The sequence below is a fragment of the Stenotrophomonas nitritireducens genome, from assembly GCF_001700965.1.
Lineage (GTDB): Bacteria > Pseudomonadota > Gammaproteobacteria > Xanthomonadales > Xanthomonadaceae > Stenotrophomonas > Stenotrophomonas nitritireducens_A.
On the sequence record NZ_CP016756.1, the window covers coordinates 2,503,645 to 2,519,263 of the forward strand.

At 63.5% G+C, this 15,619-nt stretch carries 13 protein-coding genes; 10 read left to right on the forward strand and 3 right to left on the reverse strand.

Annotation, left to right across the window (positions count from 1 at the left end; translation table 11 throughout):
* Nucleotides 1-80 precede the first annotated feature (80 nt).
* The 4 genes from BCV67_RS10445 (at nt 81) to BCV67_RS10460 (ending at nt 4,596) form a co-directional block, all read left to right on the forward strand.
* On the forward strand, nt 81-566 hold the full coding sequence (locus tag BCV67_RS10445; protein ID WP_156455899.1) for a hypothetical protein: 486 nt from the start codon (nt 81-83) through the stop codon (nt 564-566).
* Nucleotides 567-589: 23 nt separating this feature from the next.
* Nucleotides 590-2,278 carry a hypothetical protein gene (locus BCV67_RS10450; RefSeq protein ID WP_197430037.1) on the forward strand — a complete coding sequence of 563 codons (1,689 nt, stop codon included), beginning with the start codon at nt 590-592 and terminating at the stop codon, nt 2,276-2,278.
* A gap of 213 nt (nt 2,279-2,491) precedes the next feature.
* Nucleotides 2,492-3,037 carry a hypothetical protein gene (locus BCV67_RS10455; RefSeq protein ID WP_062170592.1) on the forward strand — a complete coding sequence of 182 codons (546 nt, stop codon included), beginning with the start codon at nt 2,492-2,494 and terminating at the stop codon, nt 3,035-3,037.
* A gap of 2 nt (nt 3,038-3,039) precedes the next feature.
* Entirely contained in the window at nt 3,040-4,596 is a 1,557-nt protein-coding gene (locus BCV67_RS10460; protein WP_062170590.1) for an AAA family ATPase, read from the forward strand.
* A gap of 300 nt (nt 4,597-4,896) precedes the next feature.
* Here the strand turns inward: BCV67_RS10460 and BCV67_RS10465 are convergent, their stop codons facing one another.
* Nucleotides 4,897-6,114 (reverse strand): glycosyltransferase, encoded by a 1,218-nt coding sequence (locus BCV67_RS10465; protein WP_062170588.1) that lies wholly within the window; start codon nt 6,112-6,114, stop codon nt 4,897-4,899.
* A gap of 565 nt (nt 6,115-6,679) precedes the next feature.
* On the opposite strand from BCV67_RS10465, the gene rpmB reads away from it, so the two are divergent.
* From rpmB to BCV67_RS10485, 3 genes are all read left to right on the forward strand, one after another.
* On the forward strand, nt 6,680-6,916 hold the full coding sequence (rpmB, locus tag BCV67_RS10475) for a 50S ribosomal protein L28 (RefSeq protein WP_057630274.1): 237 nt from the start codon (nt 6,680-6,682) through the stop codon (nt 6,914-6,916).
* Between the two features lie 10 nt (nt 6,917-6,926).
* Nucleotides 6,927-7,094, forward strand: a complete 168-nt coding sequence (gene rpmG / locus BCV67_RS10480; RefSeq protein ID WP_172675037.1) for a 50S ribosomal protein L33 — start codon at nt 6,927-6,929, stop codon at nt 7,092-7,094.
* Nucleotides 7,095-7,247: 153 nt separating this feature from the next.
* Nucleotides 7,248-8,627, forward strand: a complete 1,380-nt coding sequence (locus tag BCV67_RS10485; protein ID WP_062170586.1) for an FAD/NAD(P)-binding protein — start codon at nt 7,248-7,250, stop codon at nt 8,625-8,627.
* A gap of 33 nt (nt 8,628-8,660) precedes the next feature.
* On the opposite strand, the gene BCV67_RS20100 is transcribed toward BCV67_RS10485, so the two are convergent.
* A complete protein-coding gene (locus BCV67_RS20100; RefSeq protein WP_156455897.1) occupies nt 8,661-9,209 on the reverse strand; it encodes a hypothetical protein in 549 nt (182 codons plus the stop codon).
* 200 nt (nt 9,210-9,409) lie between these two features.
* On the opposite strand from BCV67_RS20100, the gene uvrD reads away from it, so the two are divergent.
* Nucleotides 9,410-11,605, forward strand: coding sequence for a DNA helicase II (gene uvrD / locus BCV67_RS10490; RefSeq protein ID WP_062170584.1), 2,196 nt, complete (start codon nt 9,410-9,412; stop codon nt 11,603-11,605).
* Between the two features lie 201 nt (nt 11,606-11,806).
* On the forward strand, nt 11,807-12,256 hold the full coding sequence (locus BCV67_RS10495) for a universal stress protein (RefSeq protein ID WP_062170582.1): 450 nt from the start codon (nt 11,807-11,809) through the stop codon (nt 12,254-12,256).
* A 174-nt stretch (nt 12,257-12,430) separates the two neighbouring features.
* Here BCV67_RS10495 and BCV67_RS10500 read toward each other — a convergent pair whose 3' ends face one another.
* Nucleotides 12,431-12,712, reverse strand: a complete 282-nt coding sequence (locus BCV67_RS10500) for a DUF2782 domain-containing protein (protein ID WP_062170580.1) — start codon at nt 12,710-12,712, stop codon at nt 12,431-12,433.
* Between the two features lie 76 nt (nt 12,713-12,788).
* Here BCV67_RS10500 and polA point away from each other — a divergent pair, with 76 nt between their 5' ends.
* Complete coding sequence (gene polA / locus BCV67_RS10505; RefSeq protein ID WP_062170578.1) at nt 12,789-15,557, forward strand: DNA polymerase I; 2,769 nt, start codon at nt 12,789-12,791, stop codon at nt 15,555-15,557.
* The last annotated feature ends 62 nt before the right edge of the window (nt 15,558-15,619 follow it).

The following is a 15,619-nucleotide window of genomic DNA, read 5'->3' on the forward strand; positions in this document are numbered from 1 at the left end:
TGCGTACCGCATGTCTTGGAGGACCGTGCCCAAACTGATAACGTCGCCCTGGCAATGAATGCGAAGGTAGGAACAGGGGAATGGTTCGACGATTTTTGACCGGCACGGAGGCTGTTGTTTCCGCAGCTCCATTGCTGGATCGCAGCCGCGCTTCGGTCGGCACAATGCAGTCGCCGCAGGTGCGGCTGCATTCATTGCGGCAGCCGCGCTCCGCTGAGTACGTAAAGGCTGTGGCCGGATTGGACACAGGCGGACACGTACATGATCGCCAGGCGCTGGATGCCTTGAAGGCGATCATCGACAAGGAGCTTGGGGCACTGGTTGCCGACGAGCAGCTGCTTGGCATCGTGTCGCGTTGCTATCTGGGCTATCCCTACGAGGTGCATACCCTGGCGCTGGGCGGCTTCATCATCGATCACTTCAAGATTGGTCAAGCGCTGCCGCTATCTCTTGAAAGAGCACGGACGCTGGCCTTGCACCGTTCCTATGCGTTCATCGAGGTATACGCAGCACGCATGGTGGCGGTCAGTGAATCCGGAACAACGGCAATCATCGAAGGAACGTAATGAGCGGGCAGAGGATCATTCAGATGGCGGACCTTTCCGCCATCAGCAGCAACCTGCGGGCAATCAATGGCGACATCCAGTCGTTGAGCAACCAGGTGGGCTATGTCCAGTCGAATGTCGAAGACACGCGCGACAGACTGGAGCAGTTGCAGCGGGCATTTGATGCCTTCGTGGCTGCCGATGCCAAGGCCAAGGAACTGGGGCTGGCGGAGACACGCCATGTCAAGATCCGCCAGGAACTGGAGGCGCGGTTTGGCCATCATGGTGAGGTGAGGCGGCAAACGACCGGCATTCTGCAGGCCGCGGACATCAGGCTGGTCCGGCAGGACACGATCCGCGCGGCAACCGAGCAGCTGATGCTGGCAGCACCGGGGTATTGGCTGGCGCCGGCGCTGGTGGCCCTGGCTGCGTGGCTCAACGACAATCGTGATTTGGCCGAGCGTGGTTTGGCCGAGGCGGTACGCCGTGACGATGAAAAGACCAGTCTCCTGTTTGCACTGGTCTGCCGCCGTGCCGGACGTCTCGGTGCGGCCCAGCAATGGATGGAGCGCTATCTGGCGCAGCAGAATCCGGTGCTTCTGGATCGTCAGACGGTGATCTTGATCGACGCCATTGCCGGTGGTGTCTTCGGGTTGGAGACGGCACAGGCTTGCATCAAACGCACTGCGGAGTGGGTGGATGAGCTTTCCCAACGGGCGGGCTTTGTCGAGGAACAACGTACCCAATGGATAGATGCGCTGCGCTTCAAGACGCCCAATGCAGATGATGGCGAACGCTTTGCAGCGCTGAAGGAACACAGTGTGACCTGGCCTGCGCTGCAGGCGTCGCTCAATGGCTGCGCCACCCATGCAGTGGTCACCGAGCATTTTGATGCGGTGTTCTCGGGGCCTGCAAAGGCCACCAACAGTCTTGTCGCCGACGTGGACAGGCTGTTGGAAAAGCTGGTTTCGCATTTTGACGATGATGAACTTCCGCTTCGCCGGGAAGAGGAGATGTGTCGGCTCATCATTTCCGAAAGTGGTGACCGGGCCATTGCGCAGAAGCGCTTTGATCTTCAGGAAAAGACGTTGGAGGAGCAGGTCAGCTTCACCCAGCTCCTGACCAATGCAGCGATGCATCCGGAGACCAGCCATGCATCGCGCGCGACGCAGCGCTTTGCCACGGCACAATCGCGCGACTGGATTCTGGATGCTCATCAGGACTTGACCGCACAGATTCGCGCGCAGGTGCCGGTGGATATCACCCTCAAGGTGTTGGACTGGACGGGAGTGACACGCGACGGCGGCAACCAGCAGGAGTTGGAGGCTGCACTCGGTGCGCATATCGACCAGCAGCTGCAGGCTGCATTGGCCAAGGTGAAACTGGGCGTGTTGCATTGGTTGGGTGTCGGCTTGGCGGCCCTGTTGTTGCTTGCCGGTTTTGGTGCACTGGTACCAATGGCCATGGGTGCTGGCTTGTTGTTGTGGGTGGGCTTTGCCTATAAGAACCTGGATAACGTGCGCGCACGGGTCAAGGCGCAGTTCCAGCAGACACGCGAACACGCGCTGCAGGTATTGAAAGCCTGCATGGCCGAAGTGGTTGAGGTTCGGCGTGAACTCGCCAAGCGCGATGCCCAGGCCGAGTCCTTGCCTGCCCTGCTTGAATCCATCAGTCCGGAGCAGTTCGCCCTGAGCGGACACGACAACACCCGCCGCGTACTGGCGACTGCCTGAGGAATACCGAATGACACGTCAATTGCTTGATGGCACCTTGCCACCGCCGCTGCCACTGGAAGGGGCGGCCCCGCCCCTGCCGAAGTCAGAGTCCGCGCCTGTCACAGCAGTGCAACCGGCCGCACCGGTAATGGACGCACTCGCGGGTGCATTGCCTGGGTGGGACCTGCTGCCTGCCAACGGCTTTGTCCGTCGCCGGCGCTGAGTGGTGTGATGCCGGTTTTGGCTCCCCATACTTATGCCGACTGGAGCATCGCCCTGGAACGGTTCGCGCAAGGTGATGACGATGACGCCGTGTTGCTGTCGATGGCGCAGGGTCGGCTTGACTGGACGCCAGGCGTCGCCACGTTGTTCAGTGAGCGCATTCATGCCGTGCTCGACCTGAGGGTGCAGGCGTTGTCGACGCGACTGGATCGCAGCTTCAGCTACAGCCGGGATGAGGTCGAGGTGGTGCGTGCGCTTCTGGATGCGCGTCGTCACCTTGGGCTGCTTCATAGGTTGGCAAGCGTGCCTGCTTTGCCGGATGTGCTGCGCAAGCACCTGTTGGAGCTGCTCGAAAAGGTCGCCCAGCGGATGCAGCAGTCGCTGGAGGACAGTGCCCGCAGGCAGAATGCCGAGGCATTGCTCAGAACGCTGCGCCACCACGACCTGCGGCATTTCCATTCGAGCACCGTAGCTGCACCGGCCGCCGCCGGCGCATCTGCGAGTGATGCGGCACCCTTGCCAGCGCCGTCGCGACGGCGCTCTTTCCTGGTTTGAAAATGACAGACGCAGTTGAGTTCAAAGCAACATTGACCCGCTACCTGAAGGCGCGGGTGCCGTTCATCTCGATCCGCAGCACCGAGCGGGCACGTGTGTTGGATATCCTGCGCGAAGTGGCGGGGAGCCTGAGTGCTCCCTTCTACGTGCATACGCTTTCGCAGGGCACCCGCGAGCTGGCGACCGGGCGGGTGGTCAACGAGGACCGTTCGGTCATTGGCGCGGTGGATTTCGCAAGCCAGCAGATGGCTCAGCGGCAGAACCTGAGCTTCGTTTTGACCGAGGTATCGGATATGGAGGATGACACCGCGTCCTCAAGGCAGTTGATCGATGTGGTGATGCTGGCTGCCGACCACGGTGGGTCCTTGGTGGTTGTGACCAGCAAGCCGATCTTCGGGCAGTTGCAGCGGCTGGGCATGTCCGCACAGTTGTCGGCACCGAATGAAGACGAAATGGCGGCGATCATCCGCGAGCAGCTCGACCCCTATCGGGGGCAGTTCGTCATTGAGTGGGATGATCAGGACGTTGCCCGCGCAGCGGCGATACTTGCCGGTGTATCGCGGCTGGAGGCGGAGAACATCATTGCCACGCTGCTGGTGAATGGTCGTATCAGCAAAGCCGACATGGTCGAACTGATGTCAGCCAAGGATCGGATTTTCGCCGATATCAGCGGCATTGAGCGGGTCTCGGTGCGTAGTGCGGAGATGACCGTTGGTGGTCTGGGCGGGCTCAAGGCCTGGTTGCAGCGCGAGCGGCCGTTGCTTACGGCGGATCTGCGTGAGCGCGGTATTCGGCCACCACGCGGCGTGCTGTTGGTGGGGGTGCCGGGCTGCGGCAAATCCTTGTCGGCCAAGGCCATTGCGCATGATTGGCAGCTGCCCTTGTACCGCCTGGATCTGTCCACCATCCATGGGCAGTACCTGGGGCAGAGCGAAGGCCGCCTGAAGGAAGCCCTCGCCACTGCCGATCACGTAGCGCCTTGCGTGCTGTGGATCGATGAGATTGAAAAGGGTTTGGCGGGCGCGGGTGGCAATGGCGATGGCGGCACGTCTACCCGCTTGGTAGGTCAGTTTCTGTACTGGTTGCAGGAAGCGCGTACCCGTGTGTTCGTGGTCGCCACGGCCAACGACGTGTCGCGGTTGCCACCGGAGTTGTTGCGCCGCGGACGCTTCGACGAGTTGTTCTTCGTGGACCTGCCTACTGCCGAGGAGCGCCGCGACATCATTGGCATCTATGCACGCAGGGGGTTGCAGGAAGGAGTCCTGGAGGAAGCGTTGCTGGACGAGCTGGTGGAGATGTCCGATGGATTTGCAGGCTCTGATCTGGAGTCAGCGGTACGCGAAGTGGTCAAGGAAGCCTACCTGCGCGGCGACGGCGTGGTTAACGACGAGTTGTTCCGCCGCAGCTTCCAGAACGTGGTGCCACTTTCGCGGACTGCACCGGAGCAGATCGAAGGTATTCGCGCATGGGGCAGGGAGCGTGCGGTGCCGGCATCGGGTGAGCCGATTGGCTCGGGTATCGCCCCCGCGACCCGTCCGCGCCGCGCAGTACTGGCTTAACCACAGCAGGCGTTCGCCCTGGCCTGGCATGTCGGCGACTGGTTCGAAAGCGTAGCGTGCCGTTCTGGTGCCGAGGGCAGCAGAGCGGCATCAGCCTCTCCACCGGAAAATGAATGCGCCGGCATGGATGACTGCCGTGGTAGCACTATGGGCATCGAGCGCACCATTCTTCAGTGATGCCAGCTCCACCCATTGCGGGCAATCAATTTGGTCGCGCTGGTGACGTTTGCCGCTTGCCACTGCTCGGCATCATCGCAGCGCGGCGGCCTGGGAAATTATGGTGCCGCACTCTTTGCGCACTCACCGCCGCAGCAGTACTTCGATCTTCCGCACCGCGTTCGCCACCCCGTTCTCGCTCATCATCTGCCTGCCCAGTGCGGCCGCACGTGCGCGGGTCTCTGCCTGCTCGGCAAACGCCACGGCGGCAACGAGTTCGTCGTGCCGCAGCCGCTTTGCAGACAATGGGGCCGGTGCCACCCCCAATTTCTGCAGCCGGTCGGCCCAGAAGAATTGATCGGCAGCGAAGGGCATCACCAATGATGGAACACCGGCGCGGCAGGCCGAATGGGTGGTGCCGCTGCCGCCGTGGTGGATGACCAGCGCGGCAAGTGGGAACAAAGCTTCATGCGGCACGTGGCCGATGACGTGCACGTTGGCAGGCAATGACTGGGTGGGCTGTCCAGCCCAGCCAGGAGACAGCAGCACGCGGCGCCCATCCAATGCCCTCATCAACGCAGCCAATACCGCTTCGCGGTCGAAGCCCATCATGCTGCCGAAGCCGAGGTATACCGGGGGCTCACCGGCCTCCAGAAATGCCTGCAAGGCCGGTGCCGGTGACCATGCCTGCGCTTCGTCGAGGCGCCATTGGCCGCAGACATGATGGTCGCCGGGCCAGTCGTTGATGGCCGGCAGCAGGCTGGGCGAGATGCCATACAGCATCGGCACATCACGCCACAGCGAACGTCGTGGCGGCATGCCCAGCACCTGCGTGCGTGCCTGGTTGATCGGGCGCCGGAACTGGCGCCAGATCAATTGATTCACCAGTTGGTAGCTCAGCCGGTTGAACGCGCGCGGCACGCGGTTTGGTGGCAGGAACGGCGAGGCGAAGGCCTGGGTGGGGGTGATGGGAATCATGCCGGTGCCGATCAACGGCAGCTGCCGGTGTTCGGCCACGCTCATGCCGATGAAGGCCGCCAGCCCGCCAGTGAGGACGGCATCGCACCCTTCGGCGGCGGCATTGGCCTGGCGCATCCAGCTGGCGGTATGGCGCATGGCGATGCCGGCCAGGCCGCTGCTGGCCGCGCGCATGCCGTTGCCACTGGCTACCAGCGCGGTCACTTCCGATTGAATGTCGCCTTCCAGTCCCTGATGGGGTACGCCCAGGGCTTGTGCACTGCCCAGCGTGCCGGCGTCGGCCAGCAGGATGACCTCGTGGCCGGCATCGATCAGGCCGCGGCACAACATGGCCAGCGGTCGGGTATCGCCTTCGGTGCCATAGGTCAGGGCCAGCAGTTTCATGGTTGCCCTCCATGGGCGCGGTGCCTTGGTCCGGATAAGCGTATCCGCAAGGCAGGCAGCCGGGGGGTGTTGGTGGTTTGCGCGAAATGCGCCGGGGCGCTGCGCTTGGCTGGGCTACAGCAGTTTTCGGCCATTCTGGAACCAAGCCGTGTTACCCGGCTGGTCTGGGCCATGGACGTGGACCCGCTGGGTAGGGTTACCCAGGTCGAGGTGGAAGTGGCCGAAGGGGTGGGTGAGCGCCTGCGTGAACGGGCCATCGCCGCAGGCTACCTGACCCTGTTCCCGCCCGACCCGGGCAGGGCGCTGCCAGGCCGCTGCGCTGGCGCCGCGAGCTGTCTTTTGCCCCCGATTGAGCCATTACTGGGGGCTTGGCTTGCGCTGATGGGGGCTGGCGGGCATAATACGCGGCTCGCTGTGTCCGGAATTCTCCGGATCGGTGGCCGGGAACACGTCATCTGGCCATCCTCGTCGGCGTAACCTTTTGCATCCCATGACGCGTGGCGGGTAACCGCCGGGGCCGCCGTCTTCCTGGCTAAGGAAGTCATCAACATTACCGAGGTGCGCAATGTCCCGCGTATGCCAAGTTTCCGGCAAGCGAGTGCAGACGGGTAACAACGTCTCGCACGCCAACAACAAGACCCGTCGTCGTTTCCTGCCCAACCTGCACGAGCGCCGTTTCTGGGTTGCCAGCGAAAACCGCTGGATCAAGCTTCGTGTTTCCGCGCATGCACTGCGCACCATCGACAAGAACGGCATTGATTCCGTTCTGGCTGAGCTGCGTGCGCGCGGCGAAAAGGTCTGAGGAGTAAACGATCATGGCAGGTAAGCGCGATAAGGTCCGTATGATTTCCTCGGCCGGCACTGGCCACTTCTACACGACCGACAAGAACAAGAAGAACACCCCGGGGAAGATGGAATTCCTCAAGTACGATCCGGTTGTTCGCAAGCACGTGATGTACAAGGAAGGCAAGATCAAGTAATCCTTCGGGGTTGTTTGAGCGCCGTTCCAAGCAGAACCCGCCGAAAGGCGGGTTTTGTGTTTCAGCGGCATGAAAAAAGTTCCCGCTCTGCCAGCATGAATACATGCATTGGCAGCATCAGGCAGGGGTACTGCATCGCCTACAATCGGGCGGATGAGTGTTATCGATACCCCTGCATTGTGTGATCTGGCCATCGTTGGTGGTGGCGCCGCCGGCGTGCTTGCCGCCATTGGCGTGCTGCGCGGCGCAAGCCGGTCGCTGCGCCTGGTGGTGATCGAGCCCAGGCTGCCGCTGGCGCGTGGCGTGGCCTATGCCACTCCCTGCGAGGAGCACGTACTGAACGTGCCGGCCGCCAAGATGAGTGGCTTTCCTGAACAACCCCAGGACTTCCTCGACTATCTGTGTGACACGCAGGCCTTTCCTGCGTTGTCGCGGGAGCAGCTGGCCTCGCAGTTCGTGCCGCGCCGCCATTACGCCGACTACCTGCGCCTGCGGCTGCAGCAGGCGCTGGATGCCAGTCCGGCGCAGCTGGAAATCCTCGCGGTGCGGGTGCAGGCGCTGCAGCCCAATGACGCCGGCGTACTGCTGACCCTGGATAACGGCAGCTCATTGCAGGCGGGGCAGGTGATTCTGGCGGTGGGCAACGCGCTGCGGCCGTTGCCGGCACGCGGCGCCGGCAGTCTGCCTGACAGCCTGCGGGTGGAAGCCTGGGATTACCCGGCGCTGGGCGGCATTGCCGACACGGCGGATGTGGCGATCATTGGCTCCGGCCTGAGCATGACCGACGCCGTGGCGACCCTGCAGGCCAACGGCCACCGCGGCCGCGTCCACGTCCTGTCGCGGCATGCACTGCTGCCCTTGCCGCATGCCAAGGGTGCGGCGGCCGACTACGATCCCGAGCCGCTGCTGGCGATGAATCTGCGTCAGCGGATGCACGCGCTGCGTGTCTATGCGGCCGAGGCGGCAGCCCGTGATATTCCCTGGCAGAGCGTGATGGAGCGGATCCGTCCGCTGGGGCAGCGGCTGTGGCAAACCCTGTCGTTCGACGACCAGCGCCGCTTTCTGCGCCATGTGGTGCGTTATTGGGATGTGCACCGGCACCGGATTGCCGCGCCTGTGCACGCACAGCTGCTGGGGTTGCAACAGGCCGGCCGTCTGCAGCTGCATCGCGGCCGGCTGGAAACCGCGGTCGCCGAAGGCGCCTGCGTCTGCCTGAGTGCACAGGACCGCCAGCGGCGGCCGCTGCAGCTGGAAGTGCAGTGCGTGGTCAACGCCACCGGCGTGGAAATGCGTGCGCAGGCCATGCGCAACCCGCTGCTGCAGCAGGTGCTGGGCAGCGGCGTGGGCCGGCCCGGGCCGCACGGGATTGGTCTGGATACCGCGGCGGACGGCAGCTTGATCGATGCCGAAGGCCGGGTGGAATCACGCATCCGGGTGCTGGGCAGCCTGCGCATCGGCAATCTGTGGGAAAGCCTGGCCATTCCTGAATTGCGAGGGCAGGCCGCGGCCGCGGCAAAGCAGGCGCTGCGCTAGGCAGTGGCAAGGAGGTTTGATTCCCTGCCTTGCTCAGGTGCTTTTGCCCCTAGTAGCCGGTGGCGTTCCACCGTTGCCTCCGGAGGGGCCGCCATTGTTGGGAGGCGAAGACCCGTTCTGGGACCTGTCCGAGGGTTCACGCTGCATGCGACTCACCGGGGGCAGGTTTCGGTTGACTAGGGCTAGGCGTCGGCCATCGGTATGCGCCCAATACCAGTTGCCGATGGGCACCGTTTGGGTGGAAACCAAGGCAAAGTGCACGGTTTGTAGATACTCTGAGCCACTTGGCGTGGCAACAGTGGTCATATTGGCGACGAATTGACGGCTGCTGTCGCTATCGCCGGGAGCCGCGGTGTTGGTGGGGCCGCTAAAGAGTTCGTTGATGTTTGCCCGTAGCAACCGATCGATCTTTGGAGGCAAGCGCAAAGCGGGGTTTACGTCGGTCACCCGGCCTTGGGTGTTGAGTTTCACTAGTACCGGCAGCACGCGTTGGTGCGACGGGACTGGGTTGTCTGCTTGGGCGATACCCGCCAGCATCGCAAGCGCAATGCCTACCAGAGCCACACTCTTGTTCCTTGCCATTTCACACTCCTCGGATAGTGAGAATTGCGCGTGCGTAAGAGAAAGCCGTAATTCCAGTTACGCCTGAGCATTGCGCTTGGCTGCCTGGATGTCAAATACGCAGTCTTGGGTACACCCCTGCCGGATTCTTTAGTGTTGCCGGTTCACGGCGCGTAACCACACTACAGGAACCATTGCGCCGCATCCCGTAAAATGGCGGCATGGATGTTTCCCACTTGCTCGACGGGCTGAACGCAGCCCAGCGCGAGGCCGTTTCCGCGCCTCTTGGTCACCACCTGATCCTTGCCGGCGCCGGTTCCGGCAAGACGCGTGTGCTTATCCATCGCATCGCCTGGCTCACCGAGGTCTGCGGTGTGCCTGCGCACGGCATTTTTGCTGTCACCTTCACCAACAAGGCGGCTGGCGAAATGCGCCACCGCATCGATCTGCAGCTGAGCCGCGGCAGTCGTGGCATGTGGATCGGTACCTTCCACGGCCTGGCCCACCGCCTGCTGCGCCTGCACTGGGCCGATGCCAAGCTGCCCGAGGCCTTCCAGGTGATGGATTCGGACGACCAGCTGCGCATGATCAAGCGCGTGGTGCAGCAGTTGGAACTGGACGACAGCAAGTACCCGCCCAAACAGGTGATGTGGTGGATCAACACGCAGAAAGATGAAGGCCGCCGTCCGCAGCACATCCAGCCCGAGCCGCATGACCAGTGGGGCGAAACCCTGCGCCAGGCCTACGCGGCCTACCAGGAGCGCTGCGACCGTGCCGGTCTGGTCGACTTCGCCGAGCTGCTGCTGCGCGCGCACGAACTGCTGCGCGACAACCCGGCGTTGCTTGCCCATTACCGCGCCCGTTTCCGCGAGATCCTGGTGGACGAGTTCCAAGACACCAATGCCATCCAGTACGCCTTCGTACGCGTGCTGGCCGGTGACAGCGCGCATGTGTTCGTGGTCGGTGACGATGACCAAGCCATCTATGGCTGGCGCGGTGCCAAGGTCGAGAACGTGCAGCGTTTCCTCAAGGATTTCCCGGGCGCGCAGACCATTCGTCTGGAACAGAACTACCGCTCCACCGCCAATATTCTGGGCGCCGCTAATGCGGTGATCGCGCACAACCCGGACCGCATCGGCAAGGAGCTGTGGACCGACAGCGGTGACGGCGACCCGATCGATCTGTTTGCTGCCTACAACGAAATGGACGAGGCGCGTTATCTGGTTGAACGCGCGCGGCAGTGGGTGCGCGATGGTGGCAGCTACGGCGATGTCGCCGTGCTCTACCGCAGCAACGCACAGTCGCGTGCCTTCGAAGAAGCACTGCTCAGCGAGCAGGTGCCGTATCGCGTGTATGGCGGCATGCGCTTCTTCGAGCGAGCTGAAATCAAGGATGCCCTGGCCTATCTGCGGCTGATGACCAACCGCAACGACGATGCGGCTTTCGAGCGTGCGGTGAATACGCCGACGCGCGGTATCGGTGAGCGCACGCTGGACGAAGTGCGGCGTATCGCCCGGCAGCAGGCGCTGCCGCTGTGGGAAGCGGCGATGCTGGCCACGCAGGGTACGGATCTGACCTCGCGTGCCAAGAATGCGCTGGCTGGCTTCATCAACCTGGTGCAGCAGATCACCGCAGAAACCGGTGAGATGGACCTGTCCGAACGCATCGATCACGTGCTGTCGCGCTCGGCCTTGCGTGAGCATTGGGGCAAGGAAAGCCGCAACGCGCTGGATTCGGAATCGCGCACCGACAACCTCGACGAATTGATCTCGGTGGCCTCGCGCTTCGTGCGCCGCGAAGACGATATCGAAGAAGGTGCCGAGGACATGAGCGAGCTGGTCGCCTTCCTGTCCTATGCCTCGCTGGAAGCGGGCGAAGGCCAAGCCCAGGCCGGCGAAGAGGGCGTGCAGTTGATGACGCTGCATTCGGCCAAGGGCCTGGAGTTTCCATTGGTGTTTCTGGCCGGCATGGAAGAAGGCTTGTTCCCGAGCGCGCGTTCGCTGGAAGAAAGCGGACGGCTGGAAGAGGAGCGCCGGTTGGCCTATGTGGGCATCACCCGCGCGCGCCAGAAACTGGTGCTGGGCTACGCCGAATCGCGCCGCATCCATGGCCAGGACAACTACAGCCTGCCGTCACGCTTCCTGCGCGAGATCCCGCGCGAGCTGCTCAATGAAGTGCGCCCCAAGGTGCAGGTCTCGCGCCCGGCTTCGCTCGGTGCCAACCGGGTGATGGGCGGCCACGCCAATATCGAGGCGCCGCCGATCAAGCTCGGCGCGCTGGTCAATCACCCGAAGTTCGGCGAAGGCATGGTCACCGACTACGAGGGCAACGGCCAGCACGCGCGCGTGCAGGTCGAGTTTGCCGACGCCGGCAGCAAGTGGCTGGTGATGGCGTATGCGAATTTGACGGTGATTTGATGTTTGGTGAGTACCGGTGATGTGCCGGGACTCATGGTCTGCACCAAGGGCTGCCGAGCATGGCTCGGCACTACAGGGTAGGACCACACTGGGAGGTATGGGCCAGCCGTTGATCGGCCCGGTTTGATCTTGCGCAAGGCATGGGGGCAACATCGGGTGTGCAATGGTGTCCCCACCACCCTTCAACCAAGGAGAACTGCCATGTACAAGCGCATCCTGATCGCCACCGATGGTTCCGAGCTTTCCGCCAAGGGGTTGGCCAAGGGCCTGGAACTGGCCGCCCAGCTGGGCGCGCACGCCGACATCGTCACCGTTTCCGAGCCGTGGGCGGTGGGCATGTACGACGCCATGGGCTGGAGTGCCGGCTATGAAGCCAGCCCGGAGTACAAGAAAGACCGTGAGGAAGCCGCGCAGAAGATCCTGCGCCCGGCGCTTGAAGCCGCACACGCGGCCAATGTGGCCGATGTACAGACCCACCACGTGCTTGACCGCTACGCCGCCGACGGCATCATCGATACGGCAAAGGCCTGCAACAGCGACCTGCTGGTGATGACCTCGCACGGCCGCCGGGGCGTCACACGCGTCCTGCTGGGCAGCCAGACCGCCGAAGTGCTGGCCCGCAGCACGGTACCGGTGCTGGTGATCCGCTGAGGGCTTTTGCCCCCTCCCTTTTGCCGCAGGCAAAGGGGAGGGTTGGGGAGGGGTGCTTCTAGAGCAAAAGCCAAAAGCTCCCCTAATCCGCCCCTTCGGGGCACCTTCTCCCGCTTGCGGGAGAAGGGAGGTGTCAGGCTCCGCTTTGTCCACTGGCACTCGCCGGCAGTCAGATCACCAGCTATACAGCTTCCAGTACACCGGCTTGGTGCCGTCCTTGTCGCTGTCCATGCGGCCGTCGCCATCGCGGTCGTACATGTAGAACGGTGCGCCCCGTGACGGGGTCACCTTGACCATGCGCAGGGTGCCGCCGACGCGGTATTCCTCGATGGTGTCACCGTTGTCCATCGCCTTGCGGGTGACATCCGCACCTTTGACGTCGACCGGCGGAGCGCCGTCGCCCAGGGTGGCACAACCGGCCAGGGCCAACAGCGGGATCAACAGCAGGGATTTCATGGGTGCTTCCTTCGGTGGGAATGGTCCGATTATGCCTGTCCACATGCAGCAGCGGCCCGCCGCGTAGAATCAGCGCATGAGCAGATTAGTCCTTATTGACGGTTCCAGTTACCTGTACCGCGCGTTCCACGCGCTCCCGCCACTGACCAACGCCAATGGCGAGCCCACCGGCGCGCTGTTTGGCGTGGTCAACATGCTGCGTTCCACGCTGAAGGAAAAGCCCGAGTACGTCGCCTTCGTGGTCGATGCGCCGGGCAAGACCTTCCGTGACGACATGTACGCCGAGTACAAGGCCAACCGCCCGCCCATGCCCGATGAGCTGCGCTCGCAGGTACAGCCGATGTGCGACATCGTGCAGGCGCTGGGCATCGACATCCTGCGCGTGGAAGGAGTGGAAGCCGATGACGTGATCGGCACGCTGGCGCTGGCCGCCGCTGCCGACGGGCTGGAAGTGACCATTTCCACCGGAGACAAGGATTTCGCCCAGCTGGTGCGCCCGGGCGTGGTGCTGGTCAATACCATGACCGGCAGCCGCACCGATTCGGACGCGGCGGTGATGGACAAGTTCGGCGTGCACGCCGGGCAGATCGTCGATTACCTGGCGCTGATGGGCGACACCGTCGACAACGTGCCGGGCGTGGAGAAGTGCGGTCCCAAGACCGCTGCCAAGTGGCTGGCCGAATACAACGACCTGGACGGCGTGATTGCCGCCGCATCGACCATGAAGGGCAAGATCGGCGAGAACCTGCGCGCCGCGCTGCCGCGGCTGCCGTTGAACCGTGACCTGGTCACCATCCGCACCGACGTTCCGCTGCCGCAGGGCCCGCGTGACCTGCAGCTGCGCGAGCAGGACGTGGAAGCGCTGCGTGGCCTGTATGCACGTTACGGCTTCACCCAGGCCCTGCGTGAGCTGGGCGGGGTGGCCGCACCGGATGTAGCCAGCGACACCACGCCCAGCCTGCGCGGCACCGCCGCCGGCTATGCCAAGGCTGCCGACAATGAGCCGGTTGTTGGCCTCGACCCGGCCATGGCGGTAAAGGGTGAATACGAGACGGTATTCACCATCGAGCAATTGCAGGCCTGGGTACAGCGGCTGCAGGCCGCCGACGAGTTCGCCTTCGATACCGAAACCGATGCACTGGATGCGATGCGTGCCAACCTGGTTGGTATCAGCCTGGCGGTGGAGCCGGGCAAGGGCGCCTATATTCCGGTCGGCCACACCTACCCGGGCGCGCCGGCCCAGCTGCCGATGCAGCAGGTACTGGATGCGCTGCGTCCGCTGTTGCAGGACGCCAGCAAGAAGAAGCTCGGCCAGCATGGCAAGTACGACATCCATGTGCTGCGCCGCCACGGCGTCGACGTGCAGGGCTATGCCGACGACACCATGCTGGAAAGCTTCGTGCTCAATTCCACCGCTACCCGCCACGACATGGATTCGCTGGCGCAGCGCTACCTGGGCTACACCACCACCAAGTTCGAGGAAGTGGCGGGCAAGGGCGCAAAGCAGATCTCCTTCGCCCAGGTCGGCATCGACGAAGCCGGTGCCTATGCGGCCGAAGACGCCGACATCACCCTGCGCCTGCACCGCGTGCTGGGCCCGCAGCTGGCGGCGGTGCCTTCGCTGGAAAGCGTGTACCGCGATATCGAAATGCCGCTGGTGCCGGTACTCGCACGCATCGAGGCCAATGGCGTCAGCATCGACATGGCCGAGCTGAAGCGGCAGAGCAGCGATTTGTCCGCGCGCATGCTGGCCGCACAGCAGAAGGCCACCGAGCTGGCGGGGCATACCTTCAACCTGGACTCGCCCAAGCAGCTGCAGGCAGTGCTGTTCGATGAACTGGGCTTGCCGGCGCTGGTGAAAACCCCCAAGGGCCAGCCCAGCACCAACGAAGAAGCGCTGGAAGCGATTGCCGAGCAGCACGAGCTGCCGCGCGTGATCCTGGAATACCGTGGCCTGGCCAAGCTGCGCAGCACCTATACCGACAAGCTGCCGGAGATGGTCAACCCGGATACCGGCCGCGTGCACACCAGCTACCACCAGTCGGGTGCGGCAACCGGGCGGCTGTCCTCATCCGATCCCAACCTGCAGAACATCCCGATCCGCACCGACGATGGCCGCCGCATCCGCCAGGCGTTCGTGGCGCCGCCGGGGCGCAGGCTGATGGCCTGCGATTACTCGCAGATCGAGCTGCGCATCATGGCGCACCTGTCCGAGGACCCGGGCCTGGTGCGCGCGTTCGAGCAGGGCGCCGACGTGCACCGTGCCACCGCCGCCGAAGTGTTCGGCCGCGCGCTGGAGGACGTCACACCGAACGAGCGCCGTGCCGCCAAGGCGATCAACTTCGGCCTGATGTACGGCATGAGCGCCTTCGGCCTTGCCAAGAACCTGGGCATCGACCGCGGCCAGGCACAGGATTATGTAGCGCTGTATTTCAGCCGCTATCCGGCGGTGCGTGATTTCATGGAAAGAATGCGGGTGCAGGCGCGTGAGCAGGGTTATGTGGAAACCCTGTTTGGCCGCCGCCTGTATCTGAACGATATCCACGCCCGCAACCAGGGCCTGCGCGCTGGTGCCGAACGCGCCGCGATCAACGCACCGATGCAGGGCACCGCAGCGGACATCATCAAGCGTGCGATGGTCAGCGTGGATGGTTGGCTGCAGGGGCACAGTGACAAGGCCAAGATGATCCTGCAGGTGCACGATGAACTGGTGTTCGAGGCGGATGCGGACTTCATCGACACGTTGCGTGGTGAAGTCGAGCAGCGGATGGCGTCGGCGGCGAGCCTGCGTGTGCCGCTCGTGGTTGACACCGGAATCGGGGAAAACTGGGATCAGGCGCATTGATTTTCCAGTTTCTTAACCAGAAAGTATTAGTTATTGAAACAATGCGTCGCGTTACATCGTAT

Excerpts from the sequence above, each read along its gene's own strand:
- polA (WP_062170578.1), top strand. The coding sequence starts at position 12,789 with ATGAGCAGATTAGTCCTTATTGACGGTTCCAGTTACCTGTACCGCGCG.
- BCV67_RS10465 (WP_062170588.1), bottom strand. The coding sequence starts at position 6,114 with ATGAAACTGCTGGCCCTGACCTATGGCACCGAAGGCGATACCCGACCG.
- uvrD (WP_062170584.1), top strand. The coding sequence starts at position 9,410 with ATGGATGTTTCCCACTTGCTCGACGGGCTGAACGCAGCCCAGCGCGAG.
- BCV67_RS10455 (WP_062170592.1), top strand. The coding sequence starts at position 2,492 with ATGCCGGTTTTGGCTCCCCATACTTATGCCGACTGGAGCATCGCCCTG.
- BCV67_RS20100 (WP_156455897.1), bottom strand. The coding sequence starts at position 9,209 with ATGGCAAGGAACAAGAGTGTGGCTCTGGTAGGCATTGCGCTTGCGATG.
- BCV67_RS10450 (WP_197430037.1), top strand. The coding sequence starts at position 590 with ATGGCGGACCTTTCCGCCATCAGCAGCAACCTGCGGGCAATCAATGGC.
- BCV67_RS10485 (WP_062170586.1), top strand. The coding sequence starts at position 7,248 with ATGAGTGTTATCGATACCCCTGCATTGTGTGATCTGGCCATCGTTGGT.
- BCV67_RS10495 (WP_062170582.1), top strand. The coding sequence starts at position 11,807 with ATGTACAAGCGCATCCTGATCGCCACCGATGGTTCCGAGCTTTCCGCC.
- BCV67_RS10460 (WP_062170590.1), top strand. The coding sequence starts at position 3,040 with ATGACAGACGCAGTTGAGTTCAAAGCAACATTGACCCGCTACCTGAAG.
- rpmB (WP_057630274.1), top strand. The coding sequence starts at position 6,680 with ATGTCCCGCGTATGCCAAGTTTCCGGCAAGCGAGTGCAGACGGGTAAC.
- BCV67_RS10500 (WP_062170580.1), bottom strand. The coding sequence starts at position 12,712 with ATGAAATCCCTGCTGTTGATCCCGCTGTTGGCCCTGGCCGGTTGTGCC.
- BCV67_RS10445 (WP_156455899.1), top strand. The coding sequence starts at position 81 with ATGGTTCGACGATTTTTGACCGGCACGGAGGCTGTTGTTTCCGCAGCT.